The sequence below is a fragment of the Marinactinospora thermotolerans DSM 45154 genome, assembly GCF_900167435.1.
Lineage (GTDB): Bacteria > Actinomycetota > Actinomycetes > Streptosporangiales > Streptosporangiaceae > Marinactinospora > Marinactinospora thermotolerans.
The window spans coordinates 155,779-178,593 of the sequence record NZ_FUWS01000007.1 but is presented as its reverse complement, the minus strand read 5'-3'; the positions used below and the strand labels follow the sequence as shown (position 1 = coordinate 178,593).

The window sequence follows — 22,815 nt, the reverse complement described above, 5'->3', positions numbered from 1 at the left end:
GAGCGTAACTCACGAAGAGGTTGCCACAGCAATGAGCTACCGCAGGAGAAGAAGGGGCTCCCGCATCCGTCCCTACACCTTCACGGGTGGACGGACGCGATCGCGGCATCCCCTCATGGTTCAGACGCTGATCTCCACCGCAGATCCGTCGATCGACCCGCCGCGGAACCTGATGCCGGAGTCGGAACGGATACTGCTGCTCTGCCGCGAGACACGCTCGGTCGCCGAGATCTCGGCGGAGCTGAAGATCCCGTTGGGCGTCACCCAGGTTCTGCTGAGCGATCTGGCGGATCAGGGCCTCGTCTACATCCATCCCACCATCACCGGACACAGTCCGTCGGAAAACCAGGTTCTCGAGAGGGCGCTCCGTGGTCTCGAACGACTCTTCCAGTGACACCTTCTCCAAGATGTCGACCAAGATCGTCATCGCGGGAGGATTCGGCGCGGGTAAGACGACCCTGGTCGGCTCGGTCTCCGAGATCGAGCCGGTGACCACCGAGGCGGTCATGACCGAGGCCAGTGTCGTCCACGACGACACCACCGCGGTTCCGCAGAAGGTCACCACCACCGTCGCCATGGACTTCGGCCGGATCACCCTCGATGAGGAACTGATCCTGTACATGTTCGGCACGCCAGGCCAGGCCCGTTTCTGGTTCATGTGGGACGACCTGGTGCGTGGTGCCGTCGGCGCCGTCGTCGTGGTCGACCCTCGTCGTCTGGCCGACTGCTTCGACGCGATCGACTACTTCGAACAGCAGCAGCGCATCCCCTACATCGTCGCCCTGAACAAGTTCGACGGCCAGTTGAACTACACGGGCGAGGAGATCCGCGAGGCGCTGGAGATCAGCGACAACGTGCCGATCATCGACTTCGACGCGCGGGACCGCTCGTCGGCCGGGCACGTTCTCAAGGAGCTTCTGGTGCACGCGCTGGCCAACAGCGGCTCCCAGAGTGAACTCGTAGGCTGAGTCCGGCCCGCGCCCTCGGGCGCGGGCCGTCCTTCTCCGGGAACACGGGACCGCCGTGGCCGGGATCATATGTGCTGACGCTTTCCGGTCGGCGCAGCGTCCGAAAAACAGCGGCCTTTGCCAAGCGCGGTCCCGCGGGGCTAGCGTCGGGGCGATCTTCGACCGCGCCGCGGCGCGATGGTCCCTATGACGAGGAGAGGAAGCCGGTGAGAACGCACATCGAGGCCGAGGGCATGCTCCGCAGGTTCACCGGAGGGACTCCGCGGTCTCGGCACCTCGTCTGCTTCCCCCACGCGGGGGCCCCGGACTACGTCTACCGGTCCTGGGCCGCCCCGCTGGGCTCCCACTTCCAGGTATGGGGCGCCAGCATCCGCGGCCGCGAGCTCGACAACGAGCCCGAGCGGCGCTGGCGTGTGCTGGTGGAGCGGTTCGCCGACGCCCTGATGGGCTTCGAGGGCGACATCACGGTCTACGGGCACAGCCTGGGCACGCTCATGGCCTATGAGACGGCGCGCGAACTCGACCGGCGCGGGCGCGAGGTCACGCGCCTCGTCGTGAGCGGCCGGGTCGCCCCCCACGTCAGGCTCCACTACGAGCTTCCCACCGATCCGGTCGAACTGGCCCGGGCGGTGGCCGCGCGCTATGGGGGCGTGCCCGCGGAGGTGCTCGCCGAGCCGGAGATGCTCGAACTCGTCGGCCGCACCATGAGCGAGGACTTCACCCTGCACACCCACTACCGCTGGGAGCCGGGGAGCAGGCTGAGCGTTCCGCTGACCGCGATCGGAGGCGTCGACGATCCCGTCATCACGGAGGAGGGGCTGCGCGCCTGGGGTGAGCACACCAGCGGCCCGTTCACGGAGCTGACCATCCCCGGTGGGCACTTCCCCGGTCCGGACGAACTGCCCCTGCTGTTCGATGCCGTCAGGACCGGCACCGGCTGAGACGGACCCGACGCGGACGCCACGCCGATCGCGGCGCGGTTCCGCTTCCGCGCCCGGAGCCCTAGGGTGGCCTGGCGGCCGGGCGGTCCGGCCACCAGGCGATCACCCCGATCAGAACGGACGGTCATGGCCGAGCGTCGACTCCTGTGGATCGGTACCTACACCCCCGGTTGCGACCCGGCCGGGGACGGTTCGGGTGTCCACCGCGTGTGGCTGGACCCCCGGACCGGAGAGCTGTCGGGCGGACAGGCCGCGGGGCGGACCGACAACCCCTCCTTCCTGGCCGCCCATCCCACACTGCCGTATCTGTACGCGGTGAACGAGCGTCCCGACGGGGGTGTCTGCGGCTTCGCCGTCGAGGGGGAGGAACTCCGCCTTCTGGGAGAGGCCCCCACGGGGGGCGGCTCGCCCTGTCACCTCCTCGTCCACCCCGCCGGCCGGCACGTCATCACGGCCAACTACGCCGACGGGGTGGTCTCGGTGCACCCGATCGGCCCGGACGGCGCGCCACAGCCGGCCGTCGAGGTCGTCACGGCGGTCGGATCGGGCCCGGACGCGGACCGCCAGGAGGGGCCGCACGCCCACAGCGTCGTGCTCGCGCCGGACGGCCGGCACCTGCTCGTGGCCGACCTCGGCACCGACGAACTGCGCGCCCTGCCCTTCGACCCCGATGCCGCCGACCCGTTGGGGGAGCCCACGGTCGCAGCCCGGCTCGCGCCCGGGACGGGGCCGCGCCACGTCGCGGTCGGCTCCTCCGGTCACCTCTACGTCGCCGGCGAGCTCGACTCCCGTGTCCACGTGCTCCGCTGGAACGGCGCCACGGCCACCGCGGAACGGATCGCCGACCTCCCGGCGACCTCGGTCGAGGGGGAGCGCAACTATCCCGCCGAGATCGCGCTGACGCACGATGGAGCTCTCCTCCACGTCTCCAACCGGGGAGCCGACACGATCGCGACGTTTCGGATCGACCCCGACACCGGGGTGCCGCATCCGCTGGCCGAGACCCCGGTGGGGGTGCGCTGGCCCCGCCACTTCGCCCAGGCCGACGGGTACCTCGTGGTGGGCGGTCAGCAGTCCGGGGAACTGTCGGTGCTGCGGGTGGACCCCGAGACGGGGATTCCCACCGACACCGGCCACCGATTCGGTCTGCCCGACCCGGTCTGCGTCCTTCCCGCGACGCCGCGCTAGCCGGGACCGCCTCGGAACGCGGACGGCCATTAGCCACTTTCAACAAATTCCGGTTGAAAATGCTGTGGCTGTCCGCATCCGCGCACGGTGACGGAAGTGGACGACAATGAGCGCGTCACCCCATCACCGACCAGGCGCGAAGACGAGGACGGACATGAGCCAGACCCCTGTGAGCCGACCCCGATACCGGGGCTTCACCGCGCGTGACGCGGCCCTCGTCGCCCTGTTCGCCGCGCTGCTCGCCGTGTTGAGCATGCCGATCGCCATACCGGTCGGCCCGGTGCCGATCACCCTCCAGACGCTCGGCGTCATGCTGGCCCCCAGTCTGCTCGGCGCCAAGAGGGGCACGCTCGCCGTCGTGACATTCCTCGTCCTCGTCGTGGCGGGGCTGCCCCTCCTGCCCGGCGGGCGGGGAGGCATCGCCCCGTTCTACGGCCCCACCGGGGGCTACATGATCGGCTGGATCCTCGGCGCCCTGGTCATCGGGCTGCTGGTGGGCCGCACCCTGCCCCGCTACCGGCTGTGGTGGGGGATCCTCGCCAACATCGTCGGCGGTATCGGCGTGGTCTACCTGGTCGGGGTGCCCTGGAGCGCGATGGTCCTGGGCGACGGGCTGCTCGCCGTCATGACCGGGGTGGTGTGGTTCCTGCCCGGCGACCTCGCCAAGGCGGTCGTCGCGTCACTCATCGCGGCCGGGGTGTACCGTTCCTACCCGATCCCGCCGGCGGGCCGGCGGGTCGAGGAGCCGGCACCGACGCGCCCCCGGTGACCCGCCGCGCCGGCACGACGCCCTTCACCCCACGGGCCGCAAGGAACGGAAGAGACATCCCATGATCCGCCTGGAGAACGTGACGCACGCCTATGAGGGCCGTCGCGTGCTGTGCGACATCTCGGTCGAGTTGTCCGAGCACCGGATCGGGCTGATCGGCGCGAACGGTTCCGGGAAGTCCACGCTGGCGCGCACGCTCAACGGGCTCGTCGTCCCCGACTCGGGACGGGTCAGCGTCGACGGCCTCGACACCCGGACCGACGCGCGGGCGATCCGACGCAGGGTCGGGTTCGTGTTCTCCGACGCCGACACCCAGATCATCATGCCCACGGTCGCCGAGGACGTGGAGATCGGCCTGCGGGGCAGCGGGCTGGACCGGGCCGAGATCCGAAAGCGCGTCGACGCCGTGCTGGCCCGCCACGGGCTGGCCGACCACCGCGACCACCCCGCGCACCTGCTCTCCGGCGGCCAAAAGCAGATGCTGGCGTTGGCCTCGGTGCTGGTCACCGAGCCCGACGTCCTCGTCTGCGACGAGCCCACCACACTGCTGGACCTGCGCAACGTGCGCGTCGTCGAGCAGATCCTGCGCGGGTTGCCGCAGCAGGTCATCCTGCTCACCCACCACCTCGACGTCCTCGACGGGTTCGACCGGGTGCTGGTCATGGACGAGGGGCGGATCGTGTTCGACGGCGATCCCGGCGAGGCCGTCGACTTCTACGTCGGCCTCATGGACCGGCGGTCGTGACCTCGCTCGGTCTCTACGTCCCCGGCCGGACCCCGCTCCATCGCGCGCCGGCCGGGGTGAAGCTGGCCCTGCTGCTCGCGGTGGTGACCGTGGTGGTGCTCCTGCCACCGGTGGGCGCGGCGGTCGCGGCGCTCGTCGCGGCCGCGCTCTACCCACTGTGCGGCCTGCCCTCGCACCACCTGTGGGGGGTGCTGCGTCCGCTGCTCCCCTTCCTCGCGCTGATCGCCCTCTTCCAGGCGGTGACCGCCGGCCCGCAGGTCGCGCTGGGGGTGTGCGCCCGGCTGGCGGCCGCCGTGCTGGCCGCCGGCCTCGTCACCCTCACCACCCGGGTCGCCGAGATGCTGGCGCTGTTCGAACGGCTCGCCCGTCCCCTGCGCCTCGTCGGGGTCCGGCCCGACTGGGCGGCCCTGGTGCTCGCGCTCACCGTCCGCTGCGTCCCGATGGTGGCCGCGGCCTGGCGGGGCGCCCGAGAGGCGTGTCTGGCCCGAGGCATCCGGCCGCGACCACACCGCCTGGTGGTGCCGGTCGTGGTCGGCATGGTCCGCTCGGCCGAGGCCCTGGGGGAGGCGATGAGCGCGCGGGGCCTCGACTGAGCGGAGCCCGCCCGCTACCTCGGCGGGGCGAGGCCGGCGGAGGGACCCGGGGCGGGGGACCGCTCGCCGTCGAGGACGGGAGAGGACCATTCGGGGGTGTCCAGGCGGACCACGCGCCCCTCCAGACGGGCCTGCTCCGCCGCGAACACCAGCAGGTGGGAACGGAGCGCGTCCTCCCCGCTGGTGGCGACCAGCGCGGGGTCGCCCGCGGCGACCGCGGGCAGGAAGGAGGCCAGCAGACCGCCGTCGCCGCCGCCGTGCCCGGAGTCGATCAGGCCGTCGTTGGCCGCGGCCACCTCGATCGTCTCGGCGGAGTCGCTGAGGAAGTCGTACACGGTGATGCGCTCGCCGTCGCAGAACAGCTCGCCGTGGGTGCCGAACAGGGTCGTCTCGCGCGGACGGGCCCGGTTGAAGGCGGTCATGGTGAACGTCGCGGTCACGCCCCCGGTGAACTCCAGCGCCACCACCTGGTGGTCGACCACATCGTTGTCGCAGTGGTAGACGCAGCGCCCGTAGGGACCGGTGCGCAGCGCCTCGGTGACACTCTCCACGGTCGGTCGCGGCGTGAGGACGTCCAGAGGCCAGCCCGTCCGTCCCTCGGCCAGGAACCGCCCATAGATGCGCGGGGCCGAGTAGGGGCAGGTGGCCTCCACCGCGCAGTCCAGGCAGCGTTCCCCGGCACCAGGGGGCGCCTGGTCGGGACGGAAGTGGCGCAGGCGCCCGAAGGAGGACACGGCCACGGCGTCACGGCCGATGACGTGGCGCAGCCAGTCGAGGTCGTGGCAGGACTTAGCCATCAGCATCGGCGCGGTGTCGGCGGCGCGCCGCCAGTTACCGCGCACGTAGGAGTGGGCCTGGTGCCAGAACCCGACCGGTTCGACGTGGTCGACGCTGACGATCTCGCCGATGCGCCCCGACTCCACGATCTGCTTGACCATCCGGGTGTAGGGTGCGTAGCGCAGCACGTGACACACTCCGAGCAGGACCCCGTTGCGCCGCGCCGCGGTGACGATCGCCTCACAGTCGGCCCTGGTCTGCGCGAGCGGCTTCTCCACCAACAGGTGGTATCCGCGGTCGGCCAGCGCCACCGCGGGCTCCACGTGCGCGTCGTCGAGCGTGCACACCAGCGCGACGTCGGCCAGGCGGGGCAGGGCGGCCACCTCGCGCCAATCGGTGAAGCGCAGGCCGGCGGCGACGCCGTGCGCGTCGGCGAGCGGTTCGCGGTAGGCCGCCCGCGGTTCGGCGACCGCCACGACCCGCGCGACCTCGGGGTGGCGCCGGATCCACTCGGCGTAGCCGCCGCCCCGTGAACCCGCGCCGACGATGAGCACCCGAACCGGCGACATGGTCTCCTCTCCTTCCGACCCGACTCCCCGGCGTTCCGCGATCAGCGGAATCCGCCCGCGGACAGGCCCTTGACGATGCGTCGTTGAAACAGCAGCACCAGCACGACCAGCGGGAGCGTCACGATGACGCCGGCCGCCATCTGCGAGCCGAAGGGCTGTTGGAACTCACTGTCCCCCGCGAACTTGGCGATCGCGACCGTCACCGGGTTGGAGGCGAGCGTGATCGACACGACGCTGGAGATCAGGTACTCGTTCCAGGCGGCGAAGAACACCAGCAGCCCGGTCGTCACCACACCCGGCGCCGCCAACGGCAGGATGATCCTGCCGAACGCCCCGAACGGCCCGCACCCGTCCACCCGCGCGGCCTCCTCCAGCTCCCAGGGCATCTCGCGGAAGAAGGTGGTCAGCACGAAGATGGCCAGGGGCAGGGCGAAGCTGATGTTCGGCACGATCATGGCCTGGTACTCGTCGATCCAGCCCCAATCGGCGAACAACTGGTACAGGGGGGTCACGATCGCCACGCCGGGGAACATCGAACAGGCGAGGATGAGCGCGAGCACGAGATTGCGGCCGCGAAAGCGCAGCCGGGCGAGCGCGTAGCCGGAGAACACCGCGATGACCATCGCCAGCAGGGTCGTCGTCACCGCGATGACGACGCTGTTGCGCACGGCGTAGCCGAAGTGGTCGCGCCCCCCGAGCACCCCCCGGTAGTTGACGAGGGTGGGGTCGCGCGGCCACAGCGAGTTCGACGCGATCTCGCCGGGACCCTTCAGGCTGGAGACCACCATCCAGTAGAACGGGGCGAGACAGTAGAGCAGGAGCAGCGCGATGCCCGCGCCGATCACCCAGTTCTCCCACCCCCATCGGCGCCGCTGCCGCGGCCGTCCCGTCGTTGCCGTCCTCATCTGGCCGCCTCCTTGACGCCGGCGAACACGTTCGTCCCCAGGAGCCGGATGAGGAGGAACGCGCACAGGAAGACGAACAGGAACGTCAGCGTGGACAGCGCGCCGCCGTACCCCTGCTTCAGCTCACCGGTCGCGGTACGCACGACCAGGGTCGACAGCGTCTCGGTGTTGTTCGCGCCCCCGGTGAGGATCTGGGGGAGGTCGTACATCCGCAGCGCGTCCAGCACCCGGAACAGCACCGCCACCACGATGGCGGGTTTGACCAGGGGCAGCGTCACCGAGGTGAAGCGCCGCCAGGCCGAGGCCCCGTCGAGCGCCGCGGCCTCGTACAGGTGCGGTGGGATGGTCTGCAGACCGGCCAGGATGAGCAGGGCGACGAACGGCGCGGTCTTCCACACCTCGGCGAAGATGATCGACCACTTCGCCGGCCACTCGCTGCCACCCCACACGATCTCGGTGCCCAGCACCGCGTTCACGACACCGTCGGGCTGGAGCATCCACCCCCACATGACCGCGCTGACCGCCGTCGGCAGGGCCCAGGGCAGCAGCACGGAGGCGCGCACGATGCCGCGCCCGCGAAACGCCCGGTGCATCACCAGGGCCATGAGCAGCCCGAGCAGCGTCTCGATGGCCACGCTCACCACGGTGAAGAACAGGGTGTTGCCCACCGCGGCCCAGAAGTCCTCGCGGTCGTAGCCGAAGAGCGCCTGGGCGTAGTTGTCGAACCCGACGAACGTGGGGGAGCGACCGATGGGGTCGTCGAAGAACGAGCGCGCGATCGCCGAGAGGATCGGGTAGACGACGACGAGGCTGAGCGCGATGAGGGTCGGGATCAGCAGCAGGGTCGCCAGCCGGCGCTCGTCGCGCCGCTCCGTGTCACCGATCATGTGCCACGCACCGCCCTCTCCAGTTCTTCCTGCATGGTGGTGACGGCCTCGTCCACCGTCATCTCACCGGTCATCGCGGCGTAGGCGGACTTCTGGATCGCGTTGGTCACGTCGTTGTAGCGGGCCGTCACCGGGCGGGGGCTGACGTTGTCCATGCCCTCGCGCACCGCCGCGAGGTAGGGGGCCTCCTCGAGGAGGGCGGGGTCCTCGAACAGCGCGTCGCGGGCCATGGGGGTGCTGGTGTCGGCGAGCCAGTCGCGCATGACCTCCTCGCTCTGCATGAACTCGATGAAGCGCAACGCCTCGTCCTTGTGGTCGCTATGGACCGACAGGGCCAGGTTGTTGCCGCCGAGCGTGCCGGTGCCCGGCCCGTCGGGGCCCGGCAGGGGCGCGGCGTCGAAACGGCCCTGGACGACCGACTCCTCCCCGGGGGAGTTCATCAGGGGGTAGGCGAACGCCCAGTTGCGCATGAACAGCAGGTCGCCGCGTTGGAAGGCCAGGCGGGTCATGTCCTCGTTGTAGGTGAGCGCGGCCTGGGGGATGTGACCGTCGGCCATGGCCTCGACGAGGAAGCCCAGTCCCTCGCGGCCCTCGGGGGAGTCCACGACGACCTCGCCCTGTGGGGTGATGACCTCGCCCCCGGCGGAGGCCACCGCCTCGACCAGGGCGACGGTGATGCCCTCGTAGCGCATGTACTGGCCGGCGTAGCAGTCCATGTCGTTGCGCTCGGCGATCGCGCAGGCGTCGATGAGCTCCGCCCAGGTGCGCGGGGGCGAGTCGAGCAGGTCGGTCCGGTAGAACAGCAGGCCGGTGCCGGTCGCGAACGGCGCGGCGTACAGCCGTCCGTTCCAGCGGCCGGTCTCGGTCGCCGCGGCGAGGATCCCCGGCCCGGCGAACCGTTCCTCCTCCAGGGGCTCCAGCCAGCCACGGGCCGCGAACTCCGCCGTCCACACCGCGTCCAGGTACAAGACGTCGTACAGGCCGGTGCGGGCCTGGAGGTCCTGGACCATCGCGGTCCGCTGTTCGTCGGCCTCGGCCGACAGCGGGACGTAGCGTACCGGCGCGTCCGGGTTCTCCTGGTTGTAGCGCTCGACCAGCGCGCCGAGGTCGCCGCCGCTGGCACGGGTGGCCGCGAAGGTGACCACCGCTTCGTCCTGGTCGCCGGGGAGGCTACCCGAGCAGGCGGTGGAACCAAGGACCAGACACACCGCGAGGGCGATCGCTCGGGAGAACGGGCCGGGACCAGGTCTGCGCATGCGGACCCCCACATTCGCTCGACGGCTCCTGCCTAGGCGTTGCGCTCATGGAACAGTGCGGATCAGGCGATGTCAATCACGATCCGCGCCCGCGTCGTGGCCGTCCGGGGTGGGGGCGGATCGTCCCCATCCGTCTCACCAGCATCGACGTCTCAAGGGCACGGGGCGGGCAACGGCGGAGGAAACGGCCGATGTCGGCCGAGTGGCTCGTGGGGCAATGCAGGGAATTCCGTGACTTTTCTGGGTGATCCGCCCTGTTAGGGTCCGTCTGCCGGCCACGTTGGTGGCCCATGCCCCGAGTTCGGTTCCCGGCCGGAGGGAGTGGCCGACATGCGCGCACGCTCGACGTCTTCGCCCCCGCCGCGCCGTGCCCGAGACGGCGGCCCGCGGTGGCCCGTCTGCGTTGCCGCGCTGGCCGCGCTCCTCCTCAGCGTCCCCGCGTTGCTCGGCACCGCCCCGGCCACCCCACGGCAGTCCGGGCGGGACGCGGCCGCCTCCCCTCCTCCCGCGGCCGCGCCCCCACTCGTGGCCTCCCCGTCGCCCGTCCCGGGGCTGAGCCCCGAGGAGGGGCAACGGATCACCGCCCGGATCGAGGACTACCTCGCCGGTCAGGAGGGCCGGCTCGCCATCTCCGTCCACGACCTCGCCACCGGGACGACCTATGGTTACGGCGGCGACCAGACGTTTCCCACGGGCAGCCTGGTCAAGCTGAACATCCTCGTCCTGCTGCTCCTCCAGGCCGACGACGAGGAACGCGAACTCACCGCGGAGGAACGCGACCTCGCCGAGCAGATGATCCGCTACAGCGACAACGACGTCACCGACCTGCTCTACCAGCGCATCGGATTCGACGCGGGCTTCGCCCGGGGCAACGCCCGCCTCGGCCTGCGCGCCACCGTCGCCGGAGGAGGACAGCCGGGGGTGTGGGGGGCCACCACCACGACAACGGCCGACCAGATCCGCCTCCTGCGCGCGGTGTTCACCGACTCCGGCCCCCTCAGCCGGCACAGCCGCTCCTACGCCCGCCGTCTCCTCGGCTCCGTCGCCCCGGAACAGGCCTGGGGGGTGTCCGCCGCCGCGGGGGAGGGCGACAGGGTCGAGCTCAAGAACGGCTGGGTACCACGCGACGTCGACGGAGGCCGCTGGGCGATCAGCAGCGCCGGCCACGTCCACGGCGAGCGGCGCTCCTACCTGATCGCCGTGCTGTCAGACCGCCATCTCGGCTACGGGGAGGGGGTCGCCTGCGTCGAGCACGTCGTCACCGAGGTGGTCGACGCGCTGGAGGAGAACGCGGCGAGACAGCGGGGAACCGACCACGCCGGCCTCGCCCCCAGGGCGTCCTAGGCTGGGGGCGCCCGCGCGAAAGCCCGACCCCGTGCAGAGTGGAGCGAGTCGATGATCGACCTGCGTTCGGACACCGTCACCCGACCGACGGCGCAGATGCGCCGCGCCATGGCCGAAGCCGAGGTCGGCGACGACGTTTTCGGCGAAGACCCCACGGTCCGCGAACTGGAGGAGGAGACCGCGGCCCTCCTGGGCAAGGAGGCCGCCCTCTACGTTCCCTCAGGGCACATGTCCAACCAGTTGGCACTCTACGCGACGGTCGCGAGCGGCGAGGAGGTCTGGGCGCACGAGCGCTGCCACATCCTCTCCAACGAACAGGGCGCCTCGTCGATCCTGACCCGCGCGCTGCCGCGGGTCTTCTCCGACCCCCAGGGATATCCGGACGCCGGGCTGCTGGAGGAGTGGGCCGTGGGCGCGGAGGACATCCACCGCGCCCGGCCGCGACTGATCTGCCTGGAGAACACCTTCGGGGGGCTGGCGATCCCGCTCGCCGAACAGCGGAGGGTGGCCGACTTCGCGCACGGCCACGGCATGCGCATGCACCTGGACGGGGCACGGCTGTGGAACGCGGCCGTCGAACTGGGGGCCTCGCCGGCCGAGGTGGCCGAGGGCGCCGACACGGTCTCGGTGTGCTTCTCCAAGGGGCTGGGCGCCCCCGTGGGCTCGGCGCTCGCCGGTGACGCCGAGACGGTCCTGCGGGCCCGCCGCGCGCGCAAGATGCTGGGCGGCGGCATGCGGCAGGCCGGCATCATCGCCGCCGGCGCGTTGTACGCGCTACGGCACCACCGGGAGCGGATCGTCGAGGACCACGCCCGGGCCGAACGCCTGGCCACCGGACTGTCCGGGCTGCCGGGCCTGTCCGCCGCCGCGCGCACGAACATGGTCCTGGTCGAGACGCCGCGCGGCGAGGCCGCCCGCTACGCCGCGGCGTTCACCGAGCACGGCGTGCGCTGCCTGGCCACCGGTTCCGGCCGGGTCCGCCTCGTCGTCCACCTGGAGATCGACGACGCGGCGATCACGGAGGCGGTCGAACGCATCGCCAAGGCCGTCGCGGCCCTCGCCTGACCCGTCCCGAGCGCGCCGCTCATCGGCCCGGGGAGGGCGGCTCCGCCCTCCCCGGGCCCGAAGATCACCGCGCCGCCGGCAGGTCCACCAGCCTGGCGATGGTCAGCCGGTGCCGGTCGGCCGTCCCCAGGGCGATCGAACAGCTCTTGGCCCGCTTCAGGTACAGGTGCGCGGGGTGCTCCCAGGTGAAGCCGATCCCCCCGTGGAGCTGTACCGCCTCCTCGGCGGCCGTGACCGCCACCCCCGAGACGAACGCCTGGGCCAGCGCGGCGGCCAGCGGGGCCTCCGGGTCGTCGGAGGCGACCGCGCTCGCCGCGTTGCGGACCACGGCCCGGGCCTGCGAGATCGACACCCACAGGTCGGCGAGGCGGTGCTTGAGCGCCTGGAAGGAACCGAGCGGACGGCCGAACTGGTGCCGGGTCTTCAGGTACTCCACGGTGGTGGACAAGGCCCACTCCGCGCATCCCAGCTGCTCGGCGGCCAGCAGCGCGGCGCCCGTCACCAGTCCTCGGCGCACGGCCGATTCGGCCTGTTCGCCGGTCGCCAGCAGACGTCCGGAGGCGCCGGCCAGCTCCACGTCGGCCAGGGGACGGGTCAGGTCGAGGGAGACCACCGTGGTGACCGTCGCCTCGCCCGCCTCGACGAGGTACAGCGCCGGCCCCTCGGAGCCGGCCGCCGGCACGACGAGCAGGTCGGCGGTCGAGGCGTCGACGACGCCGCCCACGCGGCCGCTCAGCCGTCCCTCTTCGACGCGCACCCCCTCCGGGAACCCCGCGTCGGGCGCGGTCGCCAGGGGGATCAGCAGGGTCGCCGTGCGCTCGCCGGAGGCCAGCGAGGCCAGCGCCTCCCCGAGGGGGGAGTCGGCCCGCCCGTCCAGGGCCAGCAGGGTTCCCGTCGCGAGCACCGCGCTGCCCAGGAAGGGGAGCGGCGCCACGGCGCGGCCGAGCTCCTCGGCGACCACCGCGCTCTCCCGCAACGTCGCCCCCGCGCCGCCCGCCTCCTCGGGGATCGCCAGGCCGGCCACGCCCAGGTCGGCGAGGGAACGCCACAGGGCGAGGTCGGTGACCTCGTCGGACTCCACGCGGGCCAGGACCCTGTCCCAGCCGCACCTGTCGGCGAGCAGGGAGCGCACGCTGGCGCGCAGCTCCTCCTCGACGTCGCTGTAGAGCAGGTCCGGGTCGTTGCTCACTTCGGCAGGTCCTTCCACGCGACGTCCTTGTCCACCCTGATCTCCCCGGGTAGGCCCAGCACCCGTTCGGCGATGATGTTGCGCAGGATCTCGGAGGTGCCGCCCTCGATCGAGTTCCCCTTCGAGCGCAGATAGTGGAAGCCGGGGACACGTTTGGCGAGGTCGACCCCGTCGGGACGGCGGAACGTCCAGTCGTCGTAGGTCAGCCCCTCGCCACCCAGCAGCTCCAGCTCCAGCCCGGAGATCTCCTGGTTGAGCCGGGCGAAGGACAGCTTCGCCGCCGACCCCTCGGGGCCGGGCTGTCCCACGGCGAGCTGCTGGCGCAGCCGCTCCTTGGTCAGCCGGGCGGCCTCGGCCTCGACCCACAGGCGCAGCAGCGCGTCGTGCAGGCCCGGAGTGCGCAGTTCGGGACGGTCCCGCCAGATCCCGGCGACCAGGCCGATGAGTCCGCCCTCGCGGGGTTCGGCCCCGCCCCCGATGGACACCCGCTCGTTCATCAGCGTGGTCTGGGCGACCCGCCAGCCGTCACCGACCTCGCCCAGCCGATGGGAGTCGGGGATGCGCACGTCGGTGAGGTAGACCTCGTTGAACTCCGCCTCGCCGGTGATCTGGCGCAGGGGCCGCACCTCCACGCCCGGAGCGGTCATGTCGCAGACGAAGTAGGTCATGCCGCGGTGCTTGGGCACGTCGGGATCGGTCCGGGTGACCAGGATCGCCCAGCGGGCGCGGTGGGCGAGCGAGGTCCACACCTTCTGCCCGTTGACCACCCACGTGTCGCCGTCGCGGACGGCGCGGGTGCCCAGGGCGGCCAGATCGGAGCCGGCCCCCGGTTCGCTGAAGAGCTGGCACCAGATCTCCTCGCCGGTGTACAGCGGCTTGAGGAAGCGCTCCTGCTGCTCCGGGGTGCCGAAGGCGAGGATCGTGGGCGCCGCCATGCCCAACCCGATGACCAGGGCCTCACGGCCACTCGGAGCCGCGCCCAGCCGGGCGAACTCCTCGTCGACGACCGCCTGGAGGGCGCGGGGCGCGCCGAGCCCGCCGAGCCCTTCGGGGAAGTGCACCCAGGCCAGACCGGCGTCGAAGCGGGCGGCCAGGAACTCGATCGGGTCGGTGGTGGCGGGATCGTGGGCGGCGACGAAGTCGGCGACCCGTGCCCGCAGGGCGGCGGCGTCGGGGACGCCGCCGGTTGGAGCCGTTGTCATGGAGCCTCCGTGAAGCGGTGGACAGGAAGTGGGGACACGAGGCGGTCCGCGGCGCTCCCGCCGCCCGCGGGTCAGTCGAGCGGTCCGCCGGCCACGTAGATGACCTGGCCGGACACGAACCCGGCCTCCTCACTGGTGAGGAAGGCGATGGTGGCGGCGATGTCCTCGGGCTGCCCCACCCGGCGGACCGGGATTCCGGCCGCCGCGGCCTTGGTGAACTCCTCGAAGTCCATGCCGACACGTTGCGCGGTCGCCCGCGTCATGTCGGTGGCGATGAAGCCCGGGGCGACCGCGTTGGCGGTGACACCGAACTTGCCGAGCTCGATGGCGAGGGTCTTGGTGAAGCCCTGGAGGCCGGCCTTCGCGGCGGAGTAGTTGGCCTGGCCGCGGTTGCCCAGCGCGGAGCTGCTGGACAGGTTGACGATGCGGCCCCAGCCCTGCCGGGTCATGTGGGCCTGGGCGGCCCGGCTCATGAGGAAGGAGCCGCGCAGGTGCACGCCCATGACGGTGTCCCAGTCGTCGTCGGACATCTTGAACAGCAGGTTGTCGCGGATGACCCCGGCGTTGTTGACGAGGATCGCGGGCGGGCCGAGACGCTCGGCGATCTGCGCGACCGCCGCCGACACCTGGTCGGAGTCGCTGACATCGGCGCCCACCGCGATCGCGGTGCCGCCCTCGGAGGTGATCGCCGTCGCCGTGGCCTCGGCGTCGCCCTCCTTGAGGTCGACGACGGCGACGGAGTGGCCCTCGGCGGCGAGGCGGCGGGCGGTCGCGGCGCCGATGCCGCGGGCCGCCCCGGTGACGATCGCGACGCGGGGAGTCTGGGCCATGGGGTTTCCTCCAGTCGGTGTGGTCTGGAACACGCTGGACCGATCCTATCCACTTCATACCGACCGGGTGGTATGTGGGGTGTGGTGGTGGCGGCCGGGCGCGTCCGAGATCGGCGCGCCGCCCCCGGCGCGGGGCTGGACGCTAACGTGGAGGGGCGGGTTCGCGTCGGCGTGGCCGCCGTTCTCGCGCGCTCCCCGTCCCTTCGGAGAGGCGAAGGCGTTGTTCGACGCCCACCTGCACATCATCGACCCGAAGTCCCCACCGTGGCCCGGGGACGACGAGGATCCCCCACGGCCGTTCACGGTCGCCGACTACCGCTCGCGTGTCGCGGCGCTGGGGGTCGTGGGCGGCGCGGTCGTCGCCGGATCCTCCCATCCCCGGGCCCGCGCCGGCCTCGTCAACGCTCTGCGTGAACTCGGCGGCGGGTTCGTCGGGGTGGCCATGCTGGAACCCGACACCCCCGATTCGGAGTTGCGCGACCTGCACTCGGCGGGGGTCCGCGCGCTCCGTCTCGACCTGCGCAGGCGGGGCGCCGTCGATGTGGACGGCCTCGTCCAACTCGCGTTGCGGGCCGCGGACCTCCTCGGCTGGCCCGCGGAGCTGCGCGTCGACTCCCGCGAGCTCGGCGGCCTGTCCACTCACCTGGCGCCGCTGCGCAGGATCAGCGTGGACCACCTCGGACTGGCCGAGGAGGGGCTGCCGGCGCTGTTCGACCTCGTCGCCTCGGGAGCCCGGGTCAAGGCGACCGGGTTCGGCCGCGGCGACCTCGACGTTCCCGCCGTCGTGCGGACCATCGCCGGGATCAACCCCAGCGCGTTGATGTTCGGCACCGACCTTCCCTCGACCGGGGCGGCCTGGCCCTTCGTCGACAGCGACGTGTCGCTGCTCACCGCCGCGCTCACCGAACACGAGGCCGAATGCGCGCTCTCGCGTAACGCCGTCGACTTCTACGGCGTCGATTCCCTGGGGTGAGCCTGGGGGAGAGGTCGAACGGTCCCACCGCGGGCGGTCGGCCCCGCGCGCGGGGCGGGCTCATCCCGTCCCGCTCCACAGCAGCAGCGAGCCGCCGAGCAGGACGGCTCCGGTGACCGCGACGATGACGAACAGGAGCTGGACGCCGAAGCAGGCGATGTACCCCCAGCCGGCCGCGGTGACCCCGGGAGCGGGGCGCACGATCACCAGGGTGATCGCCGCGCACAACAGGATCACGCCCAGGAGCGGGGCCGCCCTGCTCCAGGAGGCGGGGAGCGTGGCCAGGAGGACGGCGGGTGTCAGGGCCAGTACGACCCCACTGGCGGCTCCCGCCACCACCGTGACGCCGAGGGGGCCACGGGAGGGAGCCGGCGGTCGCCGGTGGTCCATCGTCGTCTCCTTGGGAAGGGTGGGCCGTGGGGGAGGCGGGTGGGCGCCGAGGGGCCGAAACCGCCGTGGCGGCGTCTTCTCGGCGGCCTACCCGGGTGACGGCGAAGGTAATCGGCGCGCGGTCTGTCGCCGGAGCCGGGCGAGCGCGGGCGCCCCGGGATGGGTCCCGCCTCGGAGGCGAACATGAGGCGGGAAAGCCCAGGTTCAGAATCGCCGATTAAGCACCTTAAATCCCATATGAGTGCTTAATCCTCTCGGTTTTGTCCAGGCTTCAACTGTTCTCCCGGGGACGATGTCCTAGGATGGGGTGCAAGAGGCGCCTGCACGTGCATCTGGACCTTGCATCTGCATAAGCCTCGGGAAATACTGGCGTTCGCGCGCCAAGGCATACGTGCGATCGAGTCGACTCCAAGGGGATCGCGGTGACCGGACATTCACCCCAGCAACCGACAGGACGGGCGGCGGGATGGGACCGGATGCACCCAGTCGTCCTTGAGGCCGTCCTCGAAGCCGACTCTCCGCAGCCTTGGTGGCTTCCGTCCCTGCGTAACGGAACGTTTCGATGGGACACCCGTCCCGGTCACGCCAGCCACGACAGCGCCTCCTGGACCCTCAGCCGCGGTTCGGGCTCGGTGCACGCCGCGCGTGAGCTCGCCATGGCCGTCCTTCGCGAGTGGAGCATGGCCCGGCTCTCCGGCGACGTGGAACTGGTCGTCTCCGAACTCGTCACCAACGCCCTGCGCCACGCCCAGGCGATGACGCCCGCCGCCCCCGGTTATGAGAACGTGATCCAGTTGGCGATGTTGCGCCGGGGAGGCGAACTGGTCTGCGCCGTCCGTGACGGCAGCGACCGTCTCCCGGCCCAGCGCGAGCCCGATTTCCTGGCGGAGACCGGGCGGGGACTCCACCTCGTCTCCTGCTTCAGCCGCAGTTGGGGTAGTGTTCCCGTCGCCTCAGGAGGCAAGTTCGTCTGGGCGTTGTTCACCTGACACACCCGCTCGAAGGTCCTCGGTGCCCAGCCGGGACATGGGATGCGGCGGATGACCCTCTTCGTCCCAGTGTGTGGTGTCTCGGCACCGCCTGCCGAGTGAGCTGTGCTGCCCGCTATATCGTGTAAACCGTTGCACGGCGCGAACGAGACGATCCTCAGGGGAGGGGACGCGCCGGTGCGGAACCGTAGGTGGGGAGGCAGTAGCGGTGAGCGTGGCCCAACCGGAGCCGGATAGTGGCCCGACCGTACGCCGGATCCTGCTCGGCTACCAGTTGCGCAAACTGCGCGAGGCCAAGGGCATCACGCGCGCCGACGCGGGCTACAAGATCCGTGGCTCCGAGTCCAAGATCAGCCGTCTGGAGCTGGGACGGGTCGGTTTCAAGCTCCGCGACGTCGAAGACCTGCTGACCCTCTACGGGATCACCGAGGACAGGGACCGCGAGCCGCTCCTCAAACTGGCCAAGGAGTCCAACAAGCCCGGCTGGTGGCAGCGTTACGGTGACGCCCTGCCGACCTGGTTCCAGTCCTACGTCGGCCTTGAGGAGGCGGCGACCCGGATCCGGACCTATGAGGCCCAGTTCCTGCCGGGTCTGCTCCAGACCGAGGACTACGCCCGCGCCATCATCGCCGGCGGCAAGAAGAAGCCCGATCCCGAGGACGAGAACCGGATCGCGGTCCGGATGCGCCGGCAGCGGCGCATCATTGAGAACGAGAACGTCAAACTGTGGGCGATCGTGGACGAGGCCGCGGTCCGTCGGCCGGTCGGTAACAGCGAGGTCATGCGCGGCCAGCTCCGCCGGCTGATCGAGCTGTGCGGCTATCCCAACATCACGCTCCAGATCATCCCCTTCAGCGTGGGGGCGCACGCGGCCGAGGCCGGCTCGTTCACGATCCTGCGTTATCCCGAGTACGACCTGGCCGACGTCGTCTACATCGAGCAGCTCACCGGGGCGCTCTATCTGGACAAGCGCGATGACGTGGACGCCTACACGATGGCCATGGAGCGGCTGAGCGTGGCGGCGGAGCCGCCGAACCACACCCCCAGAATGCTGGAGCGGATGATCGACGACCTTCCCTCCGGCACGGCCTGACAGTCTGGTAGGCGGCGGGCCCGGACAGCAGAAGAGCCCCACTCGGAAGGGGTGGGGCTCTCACGGCCGCGGTGCCGTTGGCGATGTCTGTCGGGGTGGGACCTAGCTGAGCAGGTTGTCGAAGTCGCCGTCCTTGGCGCCCAGGATCAGCGCGTCGATCTCGGCCTGGGTGTAGACCAGCGCGGGCCCGTCAGGGAAGCGGGAGTTGCGCACGGCGATCGATCCGTTGGACAGCCGGGCCATCTCCACGCAGTTGCCGCGGGAGTTGCTGCGCCGGCTCTTCTGCCACGTCACGTCCTGGAGTTCGGTCGCGGGGATGCCGTTGTAGGCGCTCATGGAGATCCCTCGTTTCGCTTGTGCGGGCCGATTCCGTGCCGTGTGCTTATGCACTCTCTGATGCACGTGCATTAGCACCGTACTTTGAACAGGATAGCGCACGTGCATGAGAAGAACCCGAGAGGACGGTCTCGTGTAGGCGACGTGTAAGGCTGTGCAATCTCGCTCAGGAAATTGCATGAAAAAGTCCCGCCGGATGTTCCGACGGGACAGGACCGATACAGGTCAGGAGCAGGACAGGGCTTCGGCCAGCGTGTCGAGGTTGGCGCGCATCACCGAGGGGTAGTCGTCGCCGGGCGAGGCGTCGGTGATCCCTTCGAGCGGGTCCAGCACCGCGGTCCGCGCGCCGGTCTCCTCGGCCACGGTCTCGGCCACCGCCGGGCTGACCAGGGTCTCGGTGAAGATCGTGGTGACCCCCTGCTCACGGACGGTCTCGGCGACCTCGGCCATGCGGGCGGGGGAGGGCTCGCTGTCGGGCTCGATGCCGGTGATGCCGATCTGGTTCAGGTCGTACTTGTCGGCGAGGTAGCCGAAGGCGGCGTGACTGACCACGAAGTTGCGCGTCTCGCAGTCGTCCAGGCGCTCGGTGTACTCCGCCTCAAGGGTGCCGAGCTCGTCGGCGACCCGCTGCGCGTTGGCGCGGTAGGCCGCGGCCCCGTCGGGGTCGATCTCGGCCAGGCGTTCGCCGAGGCTGCCGGCGACCTCGGCCATGCGCTGGGGGTCCAGCCACATGTGCGGGTCCGTCCCGCCGCCGTCCGCGGACGGGACCTCGCGCAGTTCGACGACCTGTGCGACGTCCAGGGCGGAGTCCGCGGCCTGCTGGGCGACGGCGTCGTCCACCGCGGGCTGCATGCCCTGGATGTAGAGGGCGACATCGGCGTCGCTGATGACACCGATCTGGCGTGGGCTGAGTTCCAGGTCGTGCGGTTCCGCGCCGGGTTCGGTGAGGTTGGTGACGGTGACCGCCTCGCCCCCGACCTGGGAGGCCAGCCACTCCAGGGGGTAGACGCCGGTGACGACGCTCACGCCGTCGGCCTCTTCGGTGGCCCCGCCGCATCCCGCCGCGGCCACGGCCACCAGCCCGGCCGCCCCCGCGGCCGCCACCTTGGTCATCATCCCCGATCGCATGCGTCCATCATGCGGAGAATGAAAATGGTTGTCAATTTGGGAGTATTGTGCTACCCCGTGGGGCGCCGGGAAGGGAGCGGCGCCCATGTGCGAGGCTGACGGCCATGGCCACCAGCTCGTCCGGCTCCGAACCCGACACCGACGTCATCGTCGTCGGGGGCGGCATCGCCGGTGTCTCCATAGCCGCGGAACTCGCCGCCCGGCGCCGCGTCGTCCTGCTGGAACGCGAAACCGAACTCGCCCGGCACGCCACGGGCCGCTCCGCCGCGGTGTTCTCCGAGAGCTACGGGGGCGCGGAGATCCGGGCCCTCACCCGCGCCGGCCGCCGCGACTACGAGGAGGCCGAGACCGAGGCCCCGTTGTTGCGGCCACGGCCCGTCCTGTGGATCACCGACTCACAGGGGCGGGAAAAGCTCGACGCCGCCGTCGCCTCCACGCCGGGACTGCGCCCCCTCGACCCCGCGGACGCGCTGCGGCTGTGCCCGGTGCTCCGCCCCGACGGCCTGCACACCGCCGTCGAGCCCGACGCCCGCGACATCGACGTCGCGGCCCTGCACGCCCACTACCTGCGGCGGTTGCGCGCCCTCGGCGGCCGGGTGCGCTCCGGGACGGGTCTGCAGAGCGCAGAGCGCGTCGCCGGGCGCTGGGAGGTGGACTGCGGGGGCACGCGCCTGCGCGCCGACGTGATCGTCGACGCCGCCGGGGCCTGGGCCGACGACGTGGCCCGACGCTGCGGTGCCAGCCCACTCGGCCTGACCCCGCTCCGCCGCACCGCCGCCCTGGCGCGTCCCGGCGCCGTGGGGATCGACCCCTCCTGGCCGATGGTCGTCGACGCGGATGAGACGTTCTACTTCCGGCCGGAAGGGGTGGGAGTGCTCCTCTCTCCCGCCGACGAGACCCCCACGGAGCCCTCCGACGCCCGCCCCGAGGACGTCGACGTGGCCCTCGCGCTGGAACGGGTCAACGCGGCGACCACGCTGGGACTGCGCGCGATCCACACGGCCTGGGCGGGACTGCGCACCTTCGCCCCCGACCGGGTTCCGGTCATCGGCCACGACCCGGCCGTCCCGGGGTTCTTCTGGTGCGCGGGGCAGGGTGGGTACGGCATCCAGACGGCTCCGGCCGCGGCGCGTCTGGGCGCCGCCCTGCTGCTGGGCGCCCCCGTCCCCGCCGACATCCTCGACCAGGGCCTGGATCCGGAACGGTTGGGACCGGGCCGCTTCGGCGGAGCGTGAGGCCGCCCTTCGAGGTCATGGCGCCGCCGCGCTTGACCGGCAGCGTCCCCTCGCCGGCACGGACCGTGCGCCGTGACGGCGAGGGGACCGGTACCGACTGCCGGCGTCAGCTCCGGCCATCCACGGGGATGAAGTTGGCGTACTCCTCGATGCGGGTGATCCGTCCAGCATCGTCGAAGCCGAAGTAGACGGCGGCGTGGACCTCGCCGCGCATGCCGCTGGTGGTGGCGACATGGACCACGTGCTGCTGGAGGACTTCGCCCGGCTGGGAGAGCTGGCGCAGGATGCTGTAGCGCATCGACTCGATGGATTCGATCTGCCCCTCCATTCCGGCGATGTTCTCCTCGATGGACTGCTCGCCCTTGCCGTCGTTGTGCCAGACGGTGGCGGTCTCGGCGCACAGGGCTCGGGCGGCCTTCCAGTCGCGGTTCTCCAGCGCGCGGAGGTAGGTGACGGCTCTGTCCTTCAGGTCCTGGCTCATGCGGGTCTTCCTTCACGTGGGTCGGTGGGTCCTGGCAGGGGGGGCGTATCAGCCCTGGTCGGCGGTGGCGTGGATCAGGGCGCGCTCGCCGGCCTCGATGCGCATCGGCAGGTGGTTGCCCGGTGGCGAGAGCGGACAGACGAACACGTCCGGGTTCAGGTGGTGGTGCGAGAGCGTGGCCTTGTTGAAGTCGACGGTCACGGTGCTGCCGGGTTCCAGCAGCGGTAGCACCAGCCAGCGGCCGATCGTCGGCGTCGATTCGCCGTTGGTCTCGTCGGTGAAGATCACCAGGCGCTGGCCGGGGAAGTCCTGGAGGACGGCCAGGACGTATTCGGCGCCGTCGATGGTCACGGCCAGGTCGACGGGGGCCAGGATGGCTTCGGTGCTGCGCGGGCTGGTCAGCCGCGGCACCTCGATGCGGCGCCCTTCAGGAGCTGCCCGGTACCGGCCCTCGAAGACCCAGACGGGGTTGTAGGGGAAGGTGTCGATGCCCTTGAGGCCGGTGCGCTCAAGGCGGTCGTGGTCCGTGACGACCAGCCCATAGGAGCCGTTCGCGCCGCCTGCGAGGCCGCCCCGGTTGTCGGGGAATTCCAGGGAGCTGCCAGAGGGGACGGGACTCGTTCCATCGACCAGGTGGCCGGCCACCTTCACGCCGTCGGCGGCCTTGGCCGTCACGGTCAGGTCTCCTGCTTCGGTGGTGCGCCACTCGCCGGGGATGCCGGGAAGCGTGTGAGGGCCCGGATCGGTGATCTTGGCATTGGCGACGACCTTTCCCTTGCCGTTGGCTCCGGCGATCTCCTCCCACCGGCCCCGGCGCCAGGCTTCGTAGTCGGCGGGGATATGCGGTGCGGTCATGAAGGTGCTCCATTTCCTCTTCTTCGCGCCGTGGGGAGCGCGGCGGTGGCGATGCGCGGGCATGGCCGCTCAGCGCGACGAGACGCGCGACGGCGCGCAGGCGGTGG

General features: G+C 71.3%; 25 protein-coding genes. 13 read left to right on the top strand and 12 right to left on the bottom strand.

Annotated elements, in window-relative coordinates; all coding sequences use genetic code 11:
- The first annotated feature begins 31 nt into the window (after positions 1-31).
- The 7 genes from B5D66_RS14280 to B5D66_RS14250 all read left to right on the top strand — a co-directional run bounded on the left by B5D66_RS14280 (position 32) and on the right by B5D66_RS14250 (position 5,204).
- Entirely contained in the window at positions 32-394 is a 363-nt protein-coding gene (locus B5D66_RS14280) for a DUF742 domain-containing protein (protein ID WP_078762222.1), read from the top strand.
- A 13-nt stretch (positions 395-407) separates the two neighbouring features.
- Positions 408-968, top strand: a complete 561-nt coding sequence (locus B5D66_RS14275) for a GTP-binding protein (protein WP_078762221.1) — start codon at positions 408-410, stop codon at positions 966-968.
- A 206-nt stretch (positions 969-1,174) separates the two neighbouring features.
- Entirely contained in the window at positions 1,175-1,909 is a 735-nt protein-coding gene (locus B5D66_RS14270; protein WP_078762220.1) for a thioesterase II family protein, read from the top strand.
- Between the two features lie 126 nt (positions 1,910-2,035).
- Complete coding sequence (locus B5D66_RS14265; RefSeq protein ID WP_078762219.1) at positions 2,036-3,097, top strand: lactonase family protein; 1,062 nt, start codon at positions 2,036-2,038, stop codon at positions 3,095-3,097.
- Between the two features lie 154 nt (positions 3,098-3,251).
- Entirely contained in the window at positions 3,252-3,866 is a 615-nt protein-coding gene (locus tag B5D66_RS14260; protein WP_235000995.1) for a biotin transporter BioY, read from the top strand.
- Positions 3,867-3,927: 61 nt separating this feature from the next.
- Positions 3,928-4,611, top strand: coding sequence for an energy-coupling factor ABC transporter ATP-binding protein (locus B5D66_RS14255; protein ID WP_078762218.1), 684 nt, complete (start codon positions 3,928-3,930; stop codon positions 4,609-4,611).
- Positions 4,608-5,204, top strand: a complete 597-nt coding sequence (locus tag B5D66_RS14250) for a CbiQ family ECF transporter T component (protein WP_078762217.1) — start codon at positions 4,608-4,610, stop codon at positions 5,202-5,204. Before B5D66_RS14255 ends, B5D66_RS14250 begins: the two co-directional genes overlap by 4 nt.
- A gap of 14 nt (positions 5,205-5,218) precedes the next feature.
- Here B5D66_RS14250 and B5D66_RS14245 read toward each other — a convergent pair whose 3' ends face one another.
- Genes B5D66_RS14245 through B5D66_RS14230 form a run of 4 tightly spaced genes read right to left on the bottom strand, consistent with a single transcriptional unit; the run spans position 5,219 to position 9,598 of the window.
- Positions 5,219-6,550: a Gfo/Idh/MocA family protein gene (locus B5D66_RS14245; RefSeq protein ID WP_078762216.1), complete on the bottom strand. Its 1,332-nt coding sequence runs from the start codon at positions 6,548-6,550 to the stop codon at positions 5,219-5,221.
- Positions 6,551-6,591: 41 nt separating this feature from the next.
- The gene (locus B5D66_RS14240) at positions 6,592-7,455 is read right to left on the bottom strand and encodes a carbohydrate ABC transporter permease (RefSeq protein ID WP_078762215.1); all 864 of its coding nucleotides are present in this window, start codon (positions 7,453-7,455) and stop codon (positions 6,592-6,594) included.
- Entirely contained in the window at positions 7,452-8,342 is an 891-nt protein-coding gene (locus B5D66_RS14235; protein WP_078762214.1) for a carbohydrate ABC transporter permease, read from the bottom strand. Before B5D66_RS14235 ends, B5D66_RS14240 begins: the two co-directional genes overlap by 4 nt.
- Positions 8,339-9,598 (bottom strand): ABC transporter substrate-binding protein, encoded by a 1,260-nt coding sequence (locus B5D66_RS14230; protein ID WP_078762213.1) that lies wholly within the window; start codon positions 9,596-9,598, stop codon positions 8,339-8,341. Before B5D66_RS14230 ends, B5D66_RS14235 begins: the two co-directional genes overlap by 4 nt.
- A gap of 330 nt (positions 9,599-9,928) precedes the next feature.
- Between B5D66_RS14230 and B5D66_RS14225 the strand changes: the two genes are divergently transcribed.
- Both B5D66_RS14225 and B5D66_RS14220 read left to right on the top strand, forming a co-directional pair.
- Positions 9,929-10,942 (top strand): serine hydrolase, encoded by a 1,014-nt coding sequence (locus B5D66_RS14225; RefSeq protein ID WP_078762212.1) that lies wholly within the window; start codon positions 9,929-9,931, stop codon positions 10,940-10,942.
- 51 nt (positions 10,943-10,993) lie between these two features.
- A complete protein-coding gene (locus B5D66_RS14220; protein ID WP_078762211.1) occupies positions 10,994-12,007 on the top strand; it encodes a threonine aldolase family protein in 1,014 nt (337 codons plus the stop codon).
- A 64-nt stretch (positions 12,008-12,071) separates the two neighbouring features.
- Here the strand turns inward: B5D66_RS14220 and B5D66_RS14215 are convergent, their stop codons facing one another.
- From B5D66_RS14215 to fabG, 3 genes are all read right to left on the bottom strand, one after another.
- Positions 12,072-13,196, bottom strand: coding sequence for an acyl-CoA dehydrogenase family protein (locus tag B5D66_RS14215; protein ID WP_078762210.1), 1,125 nt, complete (start codon positions 13,194-13,196; stop codon positions 12,072-12,074).
- Positions 13,193-14,398 (bottom strand): acyl-CoA dehydrogenase family protein, encoded by a 1,206-nt coding sequence (locus B5D66_RS14210; RefSeq protein WP_078762209.1) that lies wholly within the window; start codon positions 14,396-14,398, stop codon positions 13,193-13,195. The genes B5D66_RS14215 and B5D66_RS14210 overlap by 4 nt, the downstream gene beginning before the upstream one ends.
- A gap of 71 nt (positions 14,399-14,469) precedes the next feature.
- Complete coding sequence (gene fabG / locus B5D66_RS14205; protein WP_078762208.1) at positions 14,470-15,228, bottom strand: 3-oxoacyl-ACP reductase FabG; 759 nt, start codon at positions 15,226-15,228, stop codon at positions 14,470-14,472.
- A 220-nt stretch (positions 15,229-15,448) separates the two neighbouring features.
- On the opposite strand from fabG, the gene B5D66_RS14200 reads away from it, so the two are divergent.
- Positions 15,449-16,201, top strand: a complete 753-nt coding sequence (locus B5D66_RS14200) for an amidohydrolase family protein (RefSeq protein WP_235000994.1) — start codon at positions 15,449-15,451, stop codon at positions 16,199-16,201.
- A gap of 60 nt (positions 16,202-16,261) precedes the next feature.
- Here B5D66_RS14200 and B5D66_RS14195 read toward each other — a convergent pair whose 3' ends face one another.
- Positions 16,262-16,591 (bottom strand): hypothetical protein, encoded by a 330-nt coding sequence (locus tag B5D66_RS14195; protein WP_078762206.1) that lies wholly within the window; start codon positions 16,589-16,591, stop codon positions 16,262-16,264.
- Between the two features lie 476 nt (positions 16,592-17,067).
- Here B5D66_RS14195 and B5D66_RS14190 point away from each other — a divergent pair, with 476 nt between their 5' ends.
- Both B5D66_RS14190 and B5D66_RS14185 read left to right on the top strand, forming a co-directional pair.
- A complete protein-coding gene (locus B5D66_RS14190) occupies positions 17,068-17,580 on the top strand; it encodes an ATP-binding protein (RefSeq protein WP_078762205.1) in 513 nt (170 codons plus the stop codon).
- Between the two features lie 208 nt (positions 17,581-17,788).
- On the top strand, positions 17,789-18,673 hold the full coding sequence (locus tag B5D66_RS14185) for a helix-turn-helix domain-containing protein (RefSeq protein ID WP_078762204.1): 885 nt from the start codon (positions 17,789-17,791) through the stop codon (positions 18,671-18,673).
- 102 nt (positions 18,674-18,775) lie between these two features.
- Here B5D66_RS14185 and B5D66_RS14180 read toward each other — a convergent pair whose 3' ends face one another.
- Both B5D66_RS14180 and B5D66_RS14175 read right to left on the bottom strand, forming a co-directional pair.
- Positions 18,776-19,009, bottom strand: a complete 234-nt coding sequence (locus tag B5D66_RS14180) for a DUF397 domain-containing protein (RefSeq protein WP_078762203.1) — start codon at positions 19,007-19,009, stop codon at positions 18,776-18,778.
- Positions 19,010-19,234: 225 nt separating this feature from the next.
- Entirely contained in the window at positions 19,235-20,137 is a 903-nt protein-coding gene (locus B5D66_RS14175; protein ID WP_078762202.1) for a metal ABC transporter substrate-binding protein, read from the bottom strand.
- A 104-nt stretch (positions 20,138-20,241) separates the two neighbouring features.
- On the opposite strand from B5D66_RS14175, the gene B5D66_RS14170 reads away from it, so the two are divergent.
- Positions 20,242-21,372, top strand: a complete 1,131-nt coding sequence (locus B5D66_RS14170; protein WP_078762201.1) for an NAD(P)/FAD-dependent oxidoreductase — start codon at positions 20,242-20,244, stop codon at positions 21,370-21,372.
- Positions 21,373-21,478: 106 nt separating this feature from the next.
- On the opposite strand, the gene B5D66_RS14165 is transcribed toward B5D66_RS14170, so the two are convergent.
- Positions 21,479-21,853, bottom strand: coding sequence for a nuclear transport factor 2 family protein (locus B5D66_RS14165; protein WP_078762200.1), 375 nt, complete (start codon positions 21,851-21,853; stop codon positions 21,479-21,481).
- Positions 21,854-21,901: 48 nt separating this feature from the next.
- Entirely contained in the window at positions 21,902-22,708 is an 807-nt protein-coding gene (locus tag B5D66_RS14160; RefSeq protein WP_159457270.1) for a DUF1684 domain-containing protein, read from the bottom strand.
- Positions 22,709-22,815 lie beyond the last annotated feature (107 nt).